The organism is Desulforadius tongensis, from assembly GCF_016907915.1.
In the GTDB taxonomy this organism is placed as follows: domain Bacteria; phylum Bacillota; class Desulfotomaculia; order Desulfotomaculales; family Desulfohalotomaculaceae; genus Desulforadius; species Desulforadius tongensis.
Window position 1 is genome coordinate 15,825 of record NZ_JAFBCW010000011.1, and the last position, 16,576, is coordinate 32,400.

The window sequence follows — 16,576 nt, forward strand, 5'->3', positions numbered from 1 at the left end:
ATTTTTGCATATAAACATATAATAAAAGGTCAGGGGAGGCTTTGAAAAACTTCTGCTAAGCCTCCTGCGGTTCTAAAGTTTCGGCTAATGCCTCCAGCATCAGGCAGCATGATGTTGCCCCGGGATCCTGGTGACCAATGCTCCGATCCCCCAAATAACTTGCCCTGCCTTTTTTTGCACTTATACTCTTTGTATAATCAACACCTTCTCGCGCAGCTTCCAAAGCCTTTAACAGGGGATTGGGAGATTGAAGATTTTCCCTGAATGCCAAAACGGCAGGTTCTAAGGCATCCACTATAGTTTTGTCCCCCCGTTCAGCTTTACCCCTCATTTTTATACCCTCTAAAGCAGCTTCTAGAATTTCCAGGAAATCTTCCCGGTTTAATTCGTATTTATTGGCACTAACACCGCCTGCCCTCATAAAAGCGGTGCCATATAAAGGTCCCGATGCACCACCAACCGTTGATACCAGGGTTATACCAACAGTTTTTAGAATAGTCCCACAGTCTTTATCAGCTAATGCCGGCAGCTTTTCCTGGACTGCCTGAAAACCTCTATCCATGTTTATGCCGTGGTCTCCATCACCAATGGCTGAATCTAATTCTGTAAGATATTCTTTATTCTCTTTTACCTTGACGGCTATATTTTCAATTATTTTTAACAATACTTTATTGTCAATGGTCATATATACTAATCCTCCTCCTGGTAAGCATTTTAAAAATATTGGTTATGCTGAATTATCTTCTACAATTGCTTGAAGGCTGGAGTATCTGCAGGAGCATCAAGCAGTTCCTTTAACTCCTCATCTAACTTCAGTATAGTTATAGAAAAACCAGCCATTTCTATGGAGGTCATAAATTCACCTACATAGGTTTTGTGGGTTTTTATTCCCTTTTCTTTTAGTATCTGGGATACTTTTCTGTTGATTATAAACTGCTCCATCAAGGGCGTAGCTCCTAAGCCATTGATCATTACAGCCACTTCGTCCCCTTCATTTAGCGAAATATCCCCGAGGATTTTATCCATTAGGTGTTCTACCACCTGGTCCGCAGGTTGAATTTTAGTCCTTTTAGTTCCGGGCTCCCCGTGAATGCCCATACCGATTTCCATCTCATCTTCTGCCAAGGTGAAAGTGGGCTTTCCTGCCGTTGGAACTACACAGGGTGTTAGGGCCATACCCATACTCCTTACATTGGCAATTACCTTCTCCGCCGTCCTTTTGACCTCTGAAAGATCAGCTCCCATGAAGGCTTTAGCACCCGCTATTTTATGCACAAAGACAGTACCAGCTATTCCTCTTCTACCTGTTGTATATGTGCTGTTCTCAACAGCTACATCATCATTTACAATTACACTTGCTACTTTGATACCTTCGGCCTCCGCCATTTCCTTAGCCATTTCGAAATTCATTACATCACCAGTGTAGTTTTTTATTATCAACAGTACGCCTTCGCCACTATCTACAGCCTTGATGGCTTCAAAAACCTGGTCAGGAGTTGGAGAAGTAAATACCGCCCCTGCAACACCCGCATCAAGCATGCCTTTTCCTACAAAACCGGCATGGGCTGGCTCATGACCACTGCCCCCTCCGCTAACAAGAGCTACCTTACCTTCAACGGGAGCATCTGCCCTTACAATTACACTAAAGTTTTCAAGTTTTTTGATGTACCCCGGAAAAGCGGCAACCATCCCTTCCAGCATTTCCTCAACTGCTGCTTCTGGATTATTAATCATTTTTTTCATTTAATCCAACCTCCTCAAATTAAATTCTTATATACCCTAAGATATGCAACTTTCATGCCACAAAAACATACGGTTTTTTACAGGTTTTGAAGGCATCTCTTGGGATTTTCTATCAACAGCCTTAAATCTCTTGGGAATATTTATCAAAATAAAAATGCCCGGCTTTTTACCGGGCGATTTAAACTATACCATATTTCCTGGCCTTAAATGCAACGGTTTTATGGGTAATCCCAAGGGCCTTACCCGCCGCATTGAAGCTCCCGTATTTTTCCAGTGCCATCTTTATTATCTGTTTCTCATATTCTTCAAATGGGGCAATCTCGCCATTCAGGTCAGCAGATACCAGGTGCCTGTTCCCTTCTGTCACTTCACCAGAAATGTATGAAGGCAGGTCATCCACATCTATTATCTCGTCATCCGAAAGGTTGATAGCCCTTTCAATAATATTTTCTAATTCCCTTACATTTCCAGGCCAGTGATAGTTTAAAAAACATATCAATGCCTTCCTGGTAATATATCTGATATTTTTTTTCAAGCGTGTATTAAGCTTTTTCAAAAAATACTCGGCTAAAAGAGGTATATCTTCTTTTTTCTCCCTCAAACTGGGAAGGTTTATGGGAATAACATTTAACCTGTAATACAGGTCTTCTCTAAAGTCTCCCTTTTTCACCATTTCTTCTAAGTTTTTGTTAGTAGCCGCAATTATTCTGACATCTATTTTTATTGTTTGAGTACCACCAACCCGTTCGATTTCTCTTTCCTGTAATACCCGCAGGAGCTTGGCCTGCATATCCTTTTCCATATCGCCAATTTCATCTAAAAATATAGTCCCTCCGTGGGCAAGTTCAAACTTTCCTATTTTTTGATTTACTGCCCCGGTAAAGGCTCCTTTCTCGTAACCGAACAGTTCACTTTCCAGCAGGGTAGTAGGAATTGCAGCACAGTTTACCCTTATAAAAGGTCCCTTTTTCCTCGGGCTGGCAAAATGAATTGACTTGGCAAGAAGTTCCTTGCCTGTACCACTTTCACCCCTAATTAATACAGTTGAACAGGTTTCAGCAGATTTTGCAGCTATTGTAAGGGCATCCCTTAACTTGCCGCTCTTGCCAATGATTGAATCAAAAGCTTTATCAAGTTTCTGCACCCTTTTAAGTTCCTCTTCCAGGTATTGGGCCTTAGCCGTGGCCTTTGACAGCTTTTCAATCAATTCTTCTACCTCGTTGACTTCTTTTGATACAGAAACCGCTCCCTGGATTTGTCCATCCACGTAAATGGGGGCAGCATTTGCAATGAAGGTAGTCCCATCATTCCTCTCACTAACAAACCCTCGAATGGTTTTCTTTTCTTTAAGGGCACGAGCTATAGCACTTTCAGGAAAAAACTTAAAAACATTCTCTTTTTCTAATTCTGCTTTCGATTTTTTGACCATTGCCTCATAAGCAGGATTTACATAGGTAATATTCCCATCTTTGTCAACAGCACATACACCATCGGTAACAGATTTTAAAATCAAATGTAATTTCTCTTTAAGCTCTTTCACTTCATTTAATTCACCGGCCAGCTGCTCGATTTCCGAAATATCCTGGAATACTGCTACGGCTCCAATAACATTACCGTTTACAATAATAGGAGTTCTATTAGTTATTATTGTGGCCCTGCCTATGGTTTGTCTATAACCTAATTCCTGTTCACCCTTTTCCATGACAATATGAAGCCTTGAACCCGGGATAACTTCATCAGCCTTCCGGCCAATCACTTCAAAAGCTTTAATTCCCATGATACGTTCTGCAGATTTATTGAATACCGTAATAACATTGTTTTTATCAACAACAATTAAACCGTTGGCAATTTTTTCAAAAACCTTTGCCGAGGTCAAGCTGGTTTCCTGGATAATGTCATCAACTTCTTCCAGGTTGGTGTTTGTTTTTACTTCAAAATTCCCCTCGATAAAGGCAGCTAATTCATTGACAGCTTTAACAGCATTGTTTCCTTTACCCAAAACGGTGACCTTGTCCTTATATCTGATATTCAGCGAAGTAACAGCCATGATAGTTGTTGCGGGAACATTCCTGTTCATTTCATCAGATAGAAATAATTCCACATTAAACTTGTTTTTAAGTTCATTGGCCCTCTGCACCAGCATTGCTGCAACCCTCACGTGCAAGCCCTTTTGATAATTAATAATTACTTGTTTTTTATAAAGCAAAGAGGACACCCCCGGCTTTAAATAGAGCATTTTTCTACTTTCTTTAAAATATATTCTTGATCTTCCCCTGGTAAATTAAACAGCAGGTTAAGCAAAAAACTCTCCCATTACAGCATTGTCCCAACAGATGCCTTTCCTGCAGTTATTTATACTATACACCCTTAACCGGCTGTCCATCAAACCGGGTTGGTCAGCTGCAAACAGGGGTGGTTTTTACACTAAAAAATTCTTATTAATTTTTCACTGTTGACTTGCCATCTTGGGGCAATATAACATAAAAAATAGTGCTTTAAATATAAAGGCTTTAGGGGGTACGTGCCTTGAAACAAATTATTTACCTGGACAACAGCGCCACCACCAAACCGGCACCAAGTGTGGTACAAGCAATGATGCAATGTTTGGAAAATACATACGGCAATCCGTCTTCCGTTCATCGCCTGGGAGTTGAAGCGGAAAAAATCATCAGCCAGGCCCGGAATGAGGTGGCGGACATATTAAAGGTAAAACCCAAAGAGATAGTTTTTACTTCCGGCGGAAGCGAATCTAATAACCTGGCCATCAAAGGTGCAGCGTACTCTTTATCCAACCGGGGTAAGCATATAATCACCACAGAAATTGAACACCCGGCAGTATTAAATGTATGCCGTCAGCTGGAAGAGGAAGGGTTCAAAATAACATATCTACCCCCGGACAACGAGGGCGTAATTAGAACCCGGGATTTCCAGGACGCTTTACAGGAAGATACCGTACTGGTTTCCACCATGTACGTCAATAATGAAACCGGTGCCATTCAGCCCCTTGAAGAAATTGCTAAAGTAATCAAGCGGGCCAGGTCAGGTAAAAAAACACCCGTCTGGCATGTAGATGCCGTGCAGGCCCTGGGCAAAGTGCCCTTGTACCCAAAAAAGCTGGGTATTGATCTGCTTTCATTAAGCGCCCATAAGGTTCACGGTCCCAAGGGGGTAGGTGCCCTTTTTGTGGCCGAAGGAACTCCCTTAAAACCTCAAATAGCCGGGGGCGGGCAGGAAATGGGCTTGCGTTCCGGAACTGAAAACGTTCCCGCCATAGCCGGTTTTGGCGCGGCGGTTTCCAGATTAAAAAAAGAAGCCGCCCGGAATAGCGAGCATATGGCCGCCCTAAAAAAAATGCTGGTGGAAGGTGTGCTGAAAAATATTCCCGATACCCGTTTAAACGGGCCGCCCGTTGGCAGTAACAGTTCTGCACCGCACATAGCCAATATATCTTTTATCGGTGTACGGGGGGAGGTACTGCTGCACTATCTTGAACAGCAGGGTATATATACTTCCACCGGCTCAGCCTGTTCTTCCCGCAAAACGGAGGAACAGAGGGTATTAAAATCCATGGGCTTAAGCGCCAAAGAAATGGATGGAGCCCTTCGTTTCAGCTTCTGCGCTGAAAATACCGCCGAAGAAGTTAAAATAGTATTAAATAAGTTACAAGAATGTGTAAAGGAGTTGCGCAGCTTTGGTTAGCAAATTGTTATTAATCCGTTACGAAGAAATAGGTTTAAAAGGCAGAAATCGTTACAAATTTGAAAACAAGCTGATTTCTAATATTAAGCATGGGCTGGCTCCTTTGGGCCGTACCAAAATCACAACCCTAAGAAACAGAATGCTGCTGGATATAGGTGAAATTGACCCCGGCGAGGCGGTTGAATGCCTGCGCAGGGTTTTTGGCATTGCCTCTTTCAGCCCGGTTACCCGGGTGGAAGCTGATGAAAAGCTGATTTATGAAACTGCGAAAACAACTTTAATGGAAGCATTGGAAAGGGAAGAAATTACCCCCGGTGAAAACGGAAAAGAGATTTCTTACCGTGTTACCGTCAAAAGGGCAGATAAATCCTTTCCCATCAGCTCCATGGACCTGGCCAGCAGGATAGGGGCTTACCTAATGGATAATATCCCCGGCCTGAAGGTTGACCTGCACAATCCCCGCATGGTGGTATCGGTGGATATACGCCAGGGGCAGGCCTATGTTTTTTCCGAAACAATCCCCGGCCCCGGCGGGCTGCCGGTGGGCGTAAGCGGCAAAGGAATTTTGTTTCTTTCCGGGGGCATAGACAGCCCGGTAGCTGGTTGGCTGGCCATGAAACGGGGAATTGAAATAGAAGCAGTACATTTTCACAGCTTCCCATTCACCGGGGAAAAATCTAAAGAAAAGGTTAAGGATTTATGCCGGGTTCTAACCAATTACGGCGGGCAGGTAAAGTTACATATGGTTCATTTTACCGATATCCAAAAGGCAATACACCAAAACTGCCCACCAAGTTTCAGAATCACAGTAATGAGACGCTTTATGTTCCGCATTGGACAGCGTATAGCAGAAAACAGCGGAGCGCTGGCCCTGGTCACCGGTGAAAGCGTCGGCCAGGTATCCAGCCAAACTTTAGAGAATATGGCCGCTATAAATAAAGTTACTGTCATGCCTGTTTTAAGACCGCTGATTACTTACGATAAATTGGAAATTATTAAAATGGCCCAGAAGATAGGAACATACGATATTTCCATTCAACCCTATGAAGATTGCTGCACCTTATTTCTCCCCAAGGGCCCTATTACTATCAAGCCCAACATGGGTAAAATTCTAAAAACCGAAAGTTTGCTGGACGTGGACGGACTTATAGAAGATGCTTTGGAAAAAACCGAAACTTTTAATTTTACCTGGGAAGGTTAGACCCTCATGCCGCATACGGCACAATCAGAGAAATGAAAAGTGCCGCAGCCATTTGCAGCAGCGAACGTTTTTTGAGTAAGCCGCTGCCGGGCTCAGCCAGCAGGATAACCTTTCAAGGTAGAATTTAAATAAGGCTCCTTTGGGAGCCCTTTTTTTTAATACTTAAAACGCCCGGGAAACCTTTTAAAACTTCCCGGGCGTTCTTTTTCACAATATGGTGCGCCTGGCAGGGATCGAACCTGCGCACCCGGCTCCGGAGGCCGGCGCTCTATCCACTGAGCTACAGGCGCATGTCCACACTAATGTATTATAGTAAACTTCGTTTAAAAAATCAAGTTTTTTAGCATCCGGCTAATTCAGCTTGGATTTTTATTATAACACAATATAATCATTAGTCAATATCATTAACTGCCAATAAAGCCGGGTTAACTTCCATTTTAAGGGTGGAACTTTGAATTTCAATTTAGTAAAATGAGGTACATCATTTACACTTTAGGAGGATTAAAATTAAACCATGAAGATACTGCACAGGCTATTGTGTTCCTTGTTAATGCTGGGGATTATCTGCCTGCCGGTAACCCCTGCTCATGCAGGCATTTACACAGTACAGCCGGGAGACTCTTTATTTTCCATCAGTGTAAAATACGGAACAACAATACACAACCTAATGAAAGTAAACCAGCTGGACAGTACATTAATTAAACCGGGCCAGCAGCTTAAAGTACCGGATAAAAATACCACTGCACAGCCCCGGGGTTACGTGGTAATGCCCGGTGATACCTTATATCAAATCGCTTTGCAATTTCACATCTCCACTCAAACCCTTATCGCTGCCAACAACCTGTCGCAAACTATTATTTATCCCGGCCAGGTACTGAAAGTGCCGGCCAGAACAAGCACGGCCAGCAGGGGCGGTGCAAGACCGGCAATTCCTTACACCAAGGAAGATCTGGATTTACTGGCCAGGTTAATTACAGCAGAGTCCCGGGGTGAGCCGGAACTGGGCAAAATCAGTGTGGGAGCAGTGGTAATTAATCGTGTAAAAAGCCCCAAATATCCCAATACAATAAAAGAAGTAATCTATCAACCGGGACAGTTTGGACCGGTACGCAGCGGGCGTATCAATAATCCCGCCCTGCCCGATTGTATTGAAGCGGCCAAGAAAGCTTTAAACGGTGCTGATCCCACCGGCGGAGCCCTTTACTTTTTCGACAATAAAACCGGAAACAGGTTTCTACGCTCTTTGCCGGTAGCTTTAAAGCAGGGCAACTTAATATTCGCCTACCCCAAATAGTGGACGTAAATCGCGCCCACTATTTTAATTTTATTAACAGCTGCCGGGGTTCATTACCCACTGGCCCGTACGCGGTACGGGATTATCCTGAAAGCACCAGTTCAGCCAAATAGGGCAGGTGATCTGAAGCCCGGCTGGAAATTACCCGCGCCCATTTAACATGCCATTTTTTGTCAGCCAGTATATAATCTATCTTTTCCGTTGGTGAATGTGACGGGTAAGTGTTCACCGTTCTGCTTTTACAAGGCAAACAATCCTTTAAAAAGCCATCCTTCAGCAGAATTTTAACCGCTTTACCCCCTGCCTGCTCATTTAAATCTCCCGTTAATATCACCGGTTCTTTGATATCAATAATTTCTTTAATGTATTTGGCTTGTTTAATGCGGCTGTCTTGATCTAACCCCAGGTGAGTATTAAAAAAACTGATTTTTACATCATTTATTTTTACCTCTGCTTTTAAAAGGCCTCTGCTTTCACCTTTACCGGGTAATTTGTAGTTGCAAAAATCAACAATGGGCCAGCGGCTGAGAACAGCCGTACCATAAAAAGCAATACCGGCCAGGTGAATATTGGGGCCAAAAACATAATCCATCCCGCACAGTTCCGCTATCCTTTTAGCCTGATTGCACATACCGCTGCGGGGATTCCATTTATCCACTTCCTGAATACCGCAAATGTCAGCCCCGGAACTGTATATAACCCAAGCAATACGTTCCAGCGACAGCCTATTGTCCGTCCCTACTCCATGCCTGATATTGTATGTTAAAACTCTTACCGCCTTCGGCATACAACCACCCAAGATATATATATATGCCCCTTATCGACAAATTAAACTTCTTTATAAAGGCCAATCACTACCATAATTATCCAGATTAACCCACAAAATAAGGGCCGGTACTGTCACCCAGCTGTTTTACAACTTCCGCCAGCACCTCACTTGAAGAATGGTGAAATACCACCTGGGCATTATCATCCCACGGGGTGGGGTCATAGTTAATTATAGCTACCTGCCGGGATAGGTAGGGTAAACCGGCCACCGGGTAAACCTGTAAGCTGCTGCCGATTACCAGTAACAGCTGGCATCCCGTCATCACTTTTTCAGCCGTATAATAATCTTCCGGCATGGGATCACCAAACAGCACTACATTGGGCCGCAGCAGCCCACCGCAGTGATGGCACCAGTAATTTTCTGCCAGGCGTTCCATGTCATATTCTTTTTTGCATTTCATGCAGCGGCAGCTTCTCAAATGACCATGTACTTCCCACACCTTTTGCGACCCAGCACGCTGATGCAGCCCATCAATATTTTGAGTTATCACCCCAAAAAGCCATCCTTTCTTCTCCATCTCAGCCAGCGCCTTGTGGGTTTCATTGGGTTGGGCCTGCAGGCATCCCTGCCACCATTTAAAATTATATTTATAAAAGGTGTCGGGGTCCCTTTTTAGCGCATCGATGCTGGCCACTTCCTCCGGTCTGAATTTATTCCACAGCCCGCTGTCCCTGCTGCGGAAGTCAGGAATACCGCTTTCCGTACTGACACCGGCACCGGTTAGGGCAACGGTTTTGGCAGAGTTCTTAATTAATTTCACTAATAGTTCAATTTTATCCCGGTAATCCAACTGCAACATCCTTTCCATTATTATTTTCCCGTTATTTTAAAAGAGGAGTTTACCTTTCAAAAGCGAAGTTATAATTAAATTATAGCAAAGAAGGCGGTTATTTTGGAAATCATATACAGAAAAGCAAAAATATCCGATGTAGAAGAAATTCATCAATTAGTTTCATATTATGCTGCTAAAAATTTAATGCTGGCCAGATCCAGGTCATCATTATATGAAGGAATCAGGGAATTTACCGTGGCAGAATACAATGGCCGGGTAATCGGAGCGGGTTCATTACATATAATATGGAGTGACCTGGCTGAAATCAGAGCACTGGCGGTGCGCCCCGCCCACATCCAAAAAGGCATCGGACGCAATTTGGTAAACTTGTTTCTCAAAGAAGCCCGACAGCTGGAAATTAAAAGAGTTTTTGCCCTCACCTACCAGCAGGAGTTTTTTATTCGCTGCGGTTTTAAGGCCATTGCCAAGGAAGAATTGCCCCATAAGGTTTGGAAGGAATGCGTTAACTGCCCTCTCTTCCCCAATTGTGAAGAAAACGCGGTAATAATAAATATTTAATTATTAAACCCCTACAAGATAGGTTATTGTAGGGGTGGATCATTTATATTAACTGTCTTTATCTTTTATGAAGGATTTTCCTGGCCGCCCTCTTCCTTCGGGGTGCCGCTTTGCTCGGCAGCTACCCGTATACCACATTTATAGCAATAAACACCATCACTGGGCAATTCTATTTCACACCTGGGGCATACCAGCGGCTTGGGCTGCAGCTTTTCAATCTTACGTTCCATTTCCACGATATCTGCTTCCATCTTTTTAGTATTCTGCAGCAGCCTTTCAATTTCCCCTTCCAGCCCCATTTCACCTTTAAACTGACGGTAAACAAGTTCGCCAATGGCTTCCTTGTTATTTTCCATTACTTTACTTAGTTTTGTTACTTCATATCTCAGTTTAGTCAACTCAATCAGTTCTGTGGGCCTGCGGGTTGCTTCTTTAGCCTTATCGCCAAACTCCTTGGCCCTCTCGCCCAGGCGATTAAAAAAATCCATATTTTCTCCCCTCTCAAGTAGACTTACTTATATATTATCACTTTATTTACTTACTGCATAGCAGATAGTTTTTGTGAAAACTTGTTTATATCATCAGCCAGTTGACTTAACTGATTTACAGCATAAACAATTTGTTCGGTGGCAGTAACCTGCCGTTCCGTCAGCTTATTGTTTTCTTCAACGCTATTAATGATGCCCCTCATTGATTCCTCTAAGTTTTTCATAATGGAGGATATCTTTTTAACAGAAACGGCACTGTGTTCCGCCAACTTTCTGACCTCTTCCGCCACCACAGCAAAACCCTTTCCGTGTTCACCGGCCCGGGCCGCCTCTATGGCTGCGTTAAGCCCCAGCAGTTTAGTTTGGTCAGCCACTTTACGGATAAATTGCAGCACCTCGTCTGTATCCTCCAGATGTTTTTCCACATCATTAATGGACCCGCTCAATGTATCGCCATAATTTTTAATAAAGTTAGATACCTCATTGATAATCTCCGGCACCTGCTCCACCGTGGCATTAAGCTGCTCACCCATACCGGCCAGCTGCTGGGCTTGTTCATTTAGTTCCCTCAGCATTTCTTCTTTTTGCTTGGCCAAAAACCACATTAATTTGGCCACTTTAGTTTCCACAAATATACTTTCCGCTGACTTATATTTTTCAATTTTTTCCCGTAATTCCTCAACCCCTGTAACATCAATGATAATTTCCAAGCCGGGCTGTTTTAACAATTCAACAAAATCTGTATAGGTGGGTATGCCGATTTCCCTGGCAAACTGCATCCCTTTGGCATCTTCTTTTATATCCGCAATTCCCATTATATGCACCTGGTCTATGTTTTTAAAAGCCCGCAGCATAGCATAACCACCTCTGCCACCACCAATAATACCTATAGCAGTCAACACTCATCACCCCATTAGCATAAATTACGTAATTTTTCACAAATTCATTTACAGTATTCTTCTTTGTAAAGTAGATTTTTCCTCCCTCAGAACATTTAATATTTCAAATATTCTTGCAAGAAAAAAATTATGCCAAAAGGTAAAGTATTCAGGTTAAACAGGCTGCGGAGCACCCACAGCCCGGTACATATTAAAAAAGCAAAGGGTTTGGCATACCCTTTGCTTTTCTACCTTCATATCCTTTTGCATGACGGGACAAAGAACCGCACTAAAACGGCGCCGGTTAAAAAACCGCCGATATGGGCCCACCAGGCCACACTTTGGGTAGAAGCTGACGAAACCGTAACTTGATTGATCACCTGTAAGAAAAACCAAAAACCTAAAAATAACACCGCCGGTATACGAATGATGTTAATAAATATACCGATGGGCAGCAGTGTTAAAACCCTGGCCCTGGGATACAGTACCAGGTAAGCACCCAGTACACCGGCAATGGCACCGCTGGCCCCAACCATCGGCACTGTGGAATGAGGCATTGAATAAACATGGGTTAATGTAGCTATATATCCTGTAAAGAGGTAGAAAATAAGAAAACGCCCGTGTCCCATGCGATCTTCCACATTATCCCCAAAAATCCACAGGTAAAGCATATTGCCTAACAGGTGAAACCAGCCGCCATGCAAAAACATTGTAGTGGTAAGCCTGCTCACCATTTCCACCGGCCCATAAATATCCAGCAGGTGATAGGGTACCACAGCATAGTTCATAATAAATTCATGGGCATAAAAACCAAGGGACTTTTGATAAAGAAATACCGCAATATTGATAGCTATTAAAATATAGTTAACAACAGGTACCCTTGATGAAGCAATGTCATCCTTCAGCGGAATCGTAAAACATCCCCTCCTACCGGCTGTAACCCTTTTCTTTTAAGAAATCTATGCCCTTCCTGCTTACAACCACCGGAAAACTGGCCACATAACCCGGGCGCAGGAAAAATTTCGGCTTGCATCCACCGGCCACCAGCCAACCCTCCTGCAGCATTCTTTTTAACATGGTGATGACTTGTTCTTCCGTTAAACCGGTACGTTCCATAAATATCTGCATTACCATTTCTTGAAATAAAATTTGTTTCTGGGCTTGATAAAGCTCTGCCAGCAGCTGACCTAGTTTTTCTCTATCGTCAAAATCCACTTGTTTCATCTGCGCCTCCTAATAATATTAAATTATTAATAACTATATATTAAGTATACAGGTATTGTGAAAAAATCGGCAGGTTATCACTGTCATTATTTACAATATATACATAATATCTTTAATCTTACTCATTTGATTAAAAGTTCCAGTACCCGCCCGGTAATAACTAATCCAGAAAGCAGGCAAACCGCGTACGCCGATATTTTGGCCAGATCAGTATCTTCTGCTTCCAACCAAGCAGCCGCCCGGTCGACTAAATTAAGTTTAACCCTGCGTATTTTAATCAAACGTCTGTTGGCTGTGAGCAGCGGCTGTTTGCGTGAAACGGACGAAACGGATTGGATCATACAGCGCCCTCCCAAAACACATGTTTGGTATATATTATACCAAACATGTGTTTTTGTCCAGGGCTTTTTATTAAAAATTTAATTATCTTTATTGTTATTTCGCAGGCTTTCTTCCATCATTTCGGCAGCCAATCTCAGGGTTGAAGTGGTATGGGTAATTAGAATTTCATAAAGCATCAACGGCAAAACCTCCTGTAAATTGGGTTTAACTTCCCCGGTGCTTACCCTCTTGTTTACAATATCCCCCGCCCGGTTGAGAGCAATGTTAACCAGATGCTCAATCTCCTGTTGGTGATCCTTTACAAACTTTTCTACATCAATTGTTGTTGACATATTTTCCACCTTCCTCAATTTGTTTCCAGGTAAAATTCAACAATTTTGATATAGTATCCTGCTTTATCTATAATACAGCATCTAATACAGTATCATATTTTTCCAAAAAATGTTACATTCATTTCGGTACTATTTTTTATTCCTTAAGCATATGATGATAAAGTCTTAAAATTTCGAGGGGGGTGACGCATTCTGAAAACCGGTGACACCATTGACATTTTTGAAATCAATAAAGATCTGCTGGATGAAATTCTTTGTGCCGTGGGGCTGGAAAAAATCCCCTCAATGGAAAAAAATCCCGTCAAGTAAGCGACGGGATTTTTTCTATCCTGAAAAATGGCATCTTACTGAGTATCCTGAAAAGGTTATCCCGCTAAGTCAGGCAGCGGCTGCCCGTAAGCCTTAACGTACAGCTCAGCCAGCTCGCTGATCAAAGGCATGCGCGGGTTGCTGGTGGTGCACTGGTCTTCAAAGGCCCTCTCGGCCAGAACATTTACCACCGGGGCAAATTCATTGGGTTTCACTCCGCATTCAGCAATTGTAGCAGGCATGTCCAGCTGCTGCATTAAATCTTTTACAGCATTGACAAGACTTGTTACCCCTTCGGCGGGGGTGCCGGCGGGTAAACCTAATCTTTTAGCAATCTCCTGGTATTTAATATGTGCCACATAGTGCTCATAATTGGGAAATGATGTAAACTTAGTGGGTAAAGATGCGTTATATTCAATCACGTGGGGCAGCATGATAGCGTTGGCCCGGCCGTGAGAGATATGGAACTGCCCGCCTAATTTGTGGGCCAAACTATGATTAATACCCAGGAAAGCATTGGTAAAGGCCATACCCGCTATTGTTGAAGCATTGTGCATGCGAACGCGTGCTTCTTCATCATCCCCGTTTCTGTAGGCCTTGGGCAGGTATTTAAATACCAATTCTATTGCTTTCATCGCCAGCCCGTCGGTATAATCCGATGCCATGGCTGACACATAGGCTTCAATGGCATGGGTCAGTACATCCATCCCTGTATCAGCGGTTACCTTGGATGGAATTGACATTACAAAATCCGCATCTACTATGGCCACATCAGGAGTTAATTCATAATCTGCCAACGGGTATTTTATTTCCCGGCCCTGGTCGGTAATTACAGTAAATGCCGTTACTTCAGACCCGGTGCCGCTGGTGGTGGGAATGGCCACCATTTTTACCTTGCGTCCCAGCTTAGGATATTTATAAGTACGTTTGCGAATATCTAAAAACTTTAATTTTAAGAACTCAAACTCCACCTCCGGGTGCTCATAAAACAGCCACATACCTTTGGCCGCATCTATGGCCGAACCACCGCCCAGGGCTATTATTGTATCCGGCTTAAACCGGCGCATAAATTCAACGCCATCTTTCACCATCTCCAGCGGTGGGTCCGGTTCCACCCGGTCAAACACTTCTATGGCCACCTGATTGCGCCGTTTGCGCAAATGATAGGCCACTTTATCAACGTAACCTAAATCTACCATTATTTTATCTGTTACAATAAGCGCTCTTTCTATGTCAGGCATTTTAGTAAGATATTGTACCGAACCGGGCATAAAATAAATCCGTTCCGGCACTCTAAACCACTGCATTTTTTCTTTTCGCTTAGCCACTCTTTTTACATTAATCAGGTTTTTCACGCTCACATTGGAGGTAGTGGAATTACGGCCGTAAGAACCACAACCCAAAGTCAACGACGGTACATTAGTATTATAAAGCTCGCCTATAGCCCCGTGGGTGGTGGGAGAATTTACAATTATCCTGCCCACACGAACGGTATCGGAGAATTCTTGAACAACATCTTTATTTTCCGAATGGATGGCCGCGGAATGCCCCAAACCGCCAAACTCCACCACTTGTACACTTCGTTCAATGCCCTGTTTATAATCTTCCACCACATAAAAGGCCAGTATGGGGGAAAGTTTTTCCTGGGATAAGGGATAATCGGGCCCCACCCCATCCAGCGGCGCCACCAGTATCTTTGTACCCTTGGGCACCGTTAAACCGGCCATTTCAGCAATTACCCAGGCCGGCTGACCCACTATTTGCGGGTTAATGTGGCAGCAGTCTTCGCTGGCAGCTATTTTGGTTAACTGTTCTACCTCCTGGGGATTTAAAAAATAGCAATTATTTGCTTTCAGCAGTTGTATCGTTTGGTCAGCAATTTCCCGGTCCACTATCAATGCCTGTTCTGAAGCACAAATTAACCCATTGTCAAAGGTTTTGCTCATTATTACATCAGTAACCGCCCGGCTTAGTTTAGCTGATTTTTCTATGTAACATGGCACATTACCCGGTCCCACCCCCAATGCCGGCTTACCGGCACTGTAAGCAGCACACACCAGTTTAGCACCGCCGGTGGCCAAAATTAGCGAAACGCCAAAATGATGCATTAAAGCCTGGGTAGCTTCAATAGAAGGTTCCTCAATCCAGGCGATAAAATTTTCCGGTGCCCCCGCTTTTAACCCGGCTTCATACATTACCCGTGCAGCTTCGACACTGCACCGCTGTGCACCGGGGTGAAAGCTGAAGATAACTGGGTTCCTGGTTTTAGCACAGATAAGGGCTTTAAACATGGTTGTGGAAGTGGGATTAGTAACCGGCACCACCGCCGCCACCACACCCACCGGCTCCGCCACTTCATAGTAACCCTCTTCTTCATTTTCATTTATAACTCCAACCGTCTTCTCATACTTGATGCTGTGGTAAATATATTCTGTGGCAAAAATGTTCTTGGTTATTTTATCTTCATAAACCCCTCTTTTGGTCTCTTCCACCGCAAGTTTTGCCAGTTTCATATGCTTATCAAGCCCGGCTAAAGCCATGGCTTTAACAATTTTGTCCACCTGCTCTTGATTTAATTTCATAAATTCATCTTTAGCAGCAATAGCTCTATTCACCAAACCATCAATGACGGCATTTACCTGCGGGCTGCCCTGCTGCTCGCTCACACAATCACCTCCAAAGGACTATTTGACATATATTTTCTACAGATCATTCAACAGCTATGTATGGAAAACAATTTTCCACTTTCTTGCAATAATATTTTTATCAAAACAGTTGTATTTCATTGTTAATTAAGATATACTGGTCTTGCCTCTATGAGTAACAGCATACAAACCGCTCTCTCCCATTGGGATGATGAGAAGTGTTTGACGGCTATTATCTCTG

16 protein-coding genes and 1 tRNA gene are annotated in these 16,576 nt (G+C 43.4%); 4 read left to right on the forward strand and 13 right to left on the reverse strand.

Annotation, left to right across the window (positions count from 1 at the left end; genetic code table 11):
• Positions 1 to 55: 55 nt before the first annotated feature.
• The 3 genes from dhaL to JOC37_RS13450 form a co-directional block, all read right to left on the reverse strand.
• On the reverse strand, positions 56 to 685 hold the full coding sequence (gene dhaL / locus JOC37_RS05855; protein ID WP_204617058.1) for a dihydroxyacetone kinase subunit DhaL: 630 nt from the start codon (positions 683 to 685) through the stop codon (positions 56 to 58).
• 59 nt (positions 686 to 744) lie between these two features.
• Positions 745 to 1,743, reverse strand: a complete 999-nt coding sequence (dhaK, locus tag JOC37_RS05860; RefSeq protein ID WP_204617060.1) for a dihydroxyacetone kinase subunit DhaK — start codon at positions 1,741 to 1,743, stop codon at positions 745 to 747.
• A 178-nt stretch (positions 1,744 to 1,921) separates the two neighbouring features.
• Positions 1,922 to 3,949, reverse strand: coding sequence for a sigma 54-interacting transcriptional regulator (locus tag JOC37_RS13450; protein WP_204617062.1), 2,028 nt, complete (start codon positions 3,947 to 3,949; stop codon positions 1,922 to 1,924).
• A gap of 320 nt (positions 3,950 to 4,269) precedes the next feature.
• Between JOC37_RS13450 and JOC37_RS05870 the strand changes: the two genes are divergently transcribed.
• Positions 4,270 to 5,442 carry a cysteine desulfurase family protein gene (locus tag JOC37_RS05870; RefSeq protein WP_204617064.1) on the forward strand — a complete coding sequence of 391 codons (1,173 nt, stop codon included), beginning with the start codon at positions 4,270 to 4,272 and terminating at the stop codon, positions 5,440 to 5,442.
• Positions 5,435 to 6,643, forward strand: coding sequence for a tRNA uracil 4-sulfurtransferase ThiI (gene thiI, locus JOC37_RS05875; RefSeq protein ID WP_204617065.1), 1,209 nt, complete (start codon positions 5,435 to 5,437; stop codon positions 6,641 to 6,643). The genes JOC37_RS05870 and thiI overlap by 8 nt, the downstream gene beginning before the upstream one ends.
• Positions 6,644 to 6,858: 215 nt before the next feature.
• Here the strand turns inward: thiI and JOC37_RS05880 are convergent.
• A tRNA-Arg gene (locus JOC37_RS05880) sits at positions 6,859 to 6,933 on the reverse strand.
• Positions 6,934 to 7,157: 224 nt separating this feature from the next.
• Here JOC37_RS05880 and JOC37_RS05885 point away from each other — a divergent pair.
• Positions 7,158 to 7,937: a cell wall hydrolase gene (locus JOC37_RS05885; RefSeq protein WP_204617067.1), complete on the forward strand. Its 780-nt coding sequence runs from the start codon at positions 7,158 to 7,160 to the stop codon at positions 7,935 to 7,937.
• Positions 7,938 to 8,019: 82 nt separating this feature from the next.
• Here JOC37_RS05885 and JOC37_RS05890 read toward each other — a convergent pair whose 3' ends face one another.
• Together JOC37_RS05890 and JOC37_RS05895 are read right to left on the reverse strand one after the other, a co-directional pair.
• The gene (locus JOC37_RS05890) at positions 8,020 to 8,724 is read right to left on the reverse strand and encodes an endonuclease/exonuclease/phosphatase family protein (protein ID WP_204617069.1); all 705 of its coding nucleotides are present in this window, start codon (positions 8,722 to 8,724) and stop codon (positions 8,020 to 8,022) included.
• Positions 8,725 to 8,809: 85 nt separating this feature from the next.
• Complete coding sequence (locus tag JOC37_RS05895; RefSeq protein WP_238480785.1) at positions 8,810 to 9,574, reverse strand: SIR2 family NAD-dependent protein deacylase; 765 nt, start codon at positions 9,572 to 9,574, stop codon at positions 8,810 to 8,812.
• Between the two features lie 90 nt (positions 9,575 to 9,664).
• Between JOC37_RS05895 and JOC37_RS05900 the strand changes: the two genes are divergently transcribed.
• The gene (locus tag JOC37_RS05900) at positions 9,665 to 10,117 is read left to right on the forward strand and encodes an N-acetyltransferase (protein ID WP_204617189.1); all 453 of its coding nucleotides are present in this window, start codon (positions 9,665 to 9,667) and stop codon (positions 10,115 to 10,117) included.
• A 65-nt stretch (positions 10,118 to 10,182) separates the two neighbouring features.
• Here the strand turns inward: JOC37_RS05900 and JOC37_RS05905 are convergent, their stop codons facing one another.
• From JOC37_RS05905 to adhE, 7 genes are all read right to left on the reverse strand, one after another.
• Positions 10,183 to 10,605, reverse strand: a complete 423-nt coding sequence (locus JOC37_RS05905; RefSeq protein WP_204617071.1) for a zinc ribbon domain-containing protein — start codon at positions 10,603 to 10,605, stop codon at positions 10,183 to 10,185.
• 50 nt (positions 10,606 to 10,655) lie between these two features.
• A complete protein-coding gene (locus JOC37_RS13455; protein ID WP_204617073.1) occupies positions 10,656 to 11,504 on the reverse strand; it encodes a methyl-accepting chemotaxis protein in 849 nt (282 codons plus the stop codon).
• A gap of 233 nt (positions 11,505 to 11,737) precedes the next feature.
• Complete coding sequence (locus JOC37_RS05915) at positions 11,738 to 12,271, reverse strand: rhomboid family intramembrane serine protease (RefSeq protein WP_274380923.1); 534 nt, start codon at positions 12,269 to 12,271, stop codon at positions 11,738 to 11,740.
• Positions 12,272 to 12,410: 139 nt separating this feature from the next.
• Complete coding sequence (locus tag JOC37_RS05920) at positions 12,411 to 12,707, reverse strand: hypothetical protein (protein WP_204617075.1); 297 nt, start codon at positions 12,705 to 12,707, stop codon at positions 12,411 to 12,413.
• A 122-nt stretch (positions 12,708 to 12,829) separates the two neighbouring features.
• A complete protein-coding gene (locus JOC37_RS05925; RefSeq protein ID WP_204617077.1) occupies positions 12,830 to 13,048 on the reverse strand; it encodes a hypothetical protein in 219 nt (72 codons plus the stop codon).
• A 78-nt stretch (positions 13,049 to 13,126) separates the two neighbouring features.
• Positions 13,127 to 13,381, reverse strand: coding sequence for a hypothetical protein (locus JOC37_RS05930; RefSeq protein WP_204617079.1), 255 nt, complete (start codon positions 13,379 to 13,381; stop codon positions 13,127 to 13,129).
• A gap of 365 nt (positions 13,382 to 13,746) precedes the next feature.
• Positions 13,747 to 16,356 carry a bifunctional acetaldehyde-CoA/alcohol dehydrogenase gene (gene adhE / locus JOC37_RS05935; RefSeq protein ID WP_204617081.1) on the reverse strand — a complete coding sequence of 870 codons (2,610 nt, stop codon included), beginning with the start codon at positions 16,354 to 16,356 and terminating at the stop codon, positions 13,747 to 13,749.
• Positions 16,357 to 16,576: the final 220 nt, after the last annotated feature.

What these genes read in the sequence shown, in the direction of transcription:
- dhaL (WP_204617058.1), bottom strand. Translation starts at nt 685, where the DNA reads ATGACCATTGACAATAAAGTATTGTTAAAAATAATTGAAAATATAGCC.
- dhaK (WP_204617060.1), bottom strand. Translation starts at nt 1,743, where the DNA reads ATGAAAAAAATGATTAATAATCCAGAAGCAGCAGTTGAGGAAATGCTG.
- JOC37_RS05885 (WP_204617067.1), top strand. Translation starts at nt 7,158, where the DNA reads ATGAAGATACTGCACAGGCTATTGTGTTCCTTGTTAATGCTGGGGATT.
- JOC37_RS05890 (WP_204617069.1), bottom strand. Translation starts at nt 8,724, where the DNA reads ATGCCGAAGGCGGTAAGAGTTTTAACATACAATATCAGGCATGGAGTA.
- JOC37_RS05895 (WP_238480785.1), bottom strand. Translation starts at nt 9,574, where the DNA reads ATGGAAAGGATGTTGCAGTTGGATTACCGGGATAAAATTGAACTATTA.
- JOC37_RS05905 (WP_204617071.1), bottom strand. Translation starts at nt 10,605, where the DNA reads ATGGATTTTTTTAATCGCCTGGGCGAGAGGGCCAAGGAGTTTGGCGAT.
- JOC37_RS05915 (WP_274380923.1), bottom strand. Translation starts at nt 12,271, where the DNA reads ATGAACTATGCTGTGGTACCCTATCACCTGCTGGATATTTATGGGCCG.
- JOC37_RS05920 (WP_204617075.1), bottom strand. Translation starts at nt 12,707, where the DNA reads ATGAAACAAGTGGATTTTGACGATAGAGAAAAACTAGGTCAGCTGCTG.
- JOC37_RS05925 (WP_204617077.1), bottom strand. Translation starts at nt 13,048, where the DNA reads ATGATCCAATCCGTTTCGTCCGTTTCACGCAAACAGCCGCTGCTCACA.
- JOC37_RS05930 (WP_204617079.1), bottom strand. Translation starts at nt 13,381, where the DNA reads ATGTCAACAACAATTGATGTAGAAAAGTTTGTAAAGGATCACCAACAG.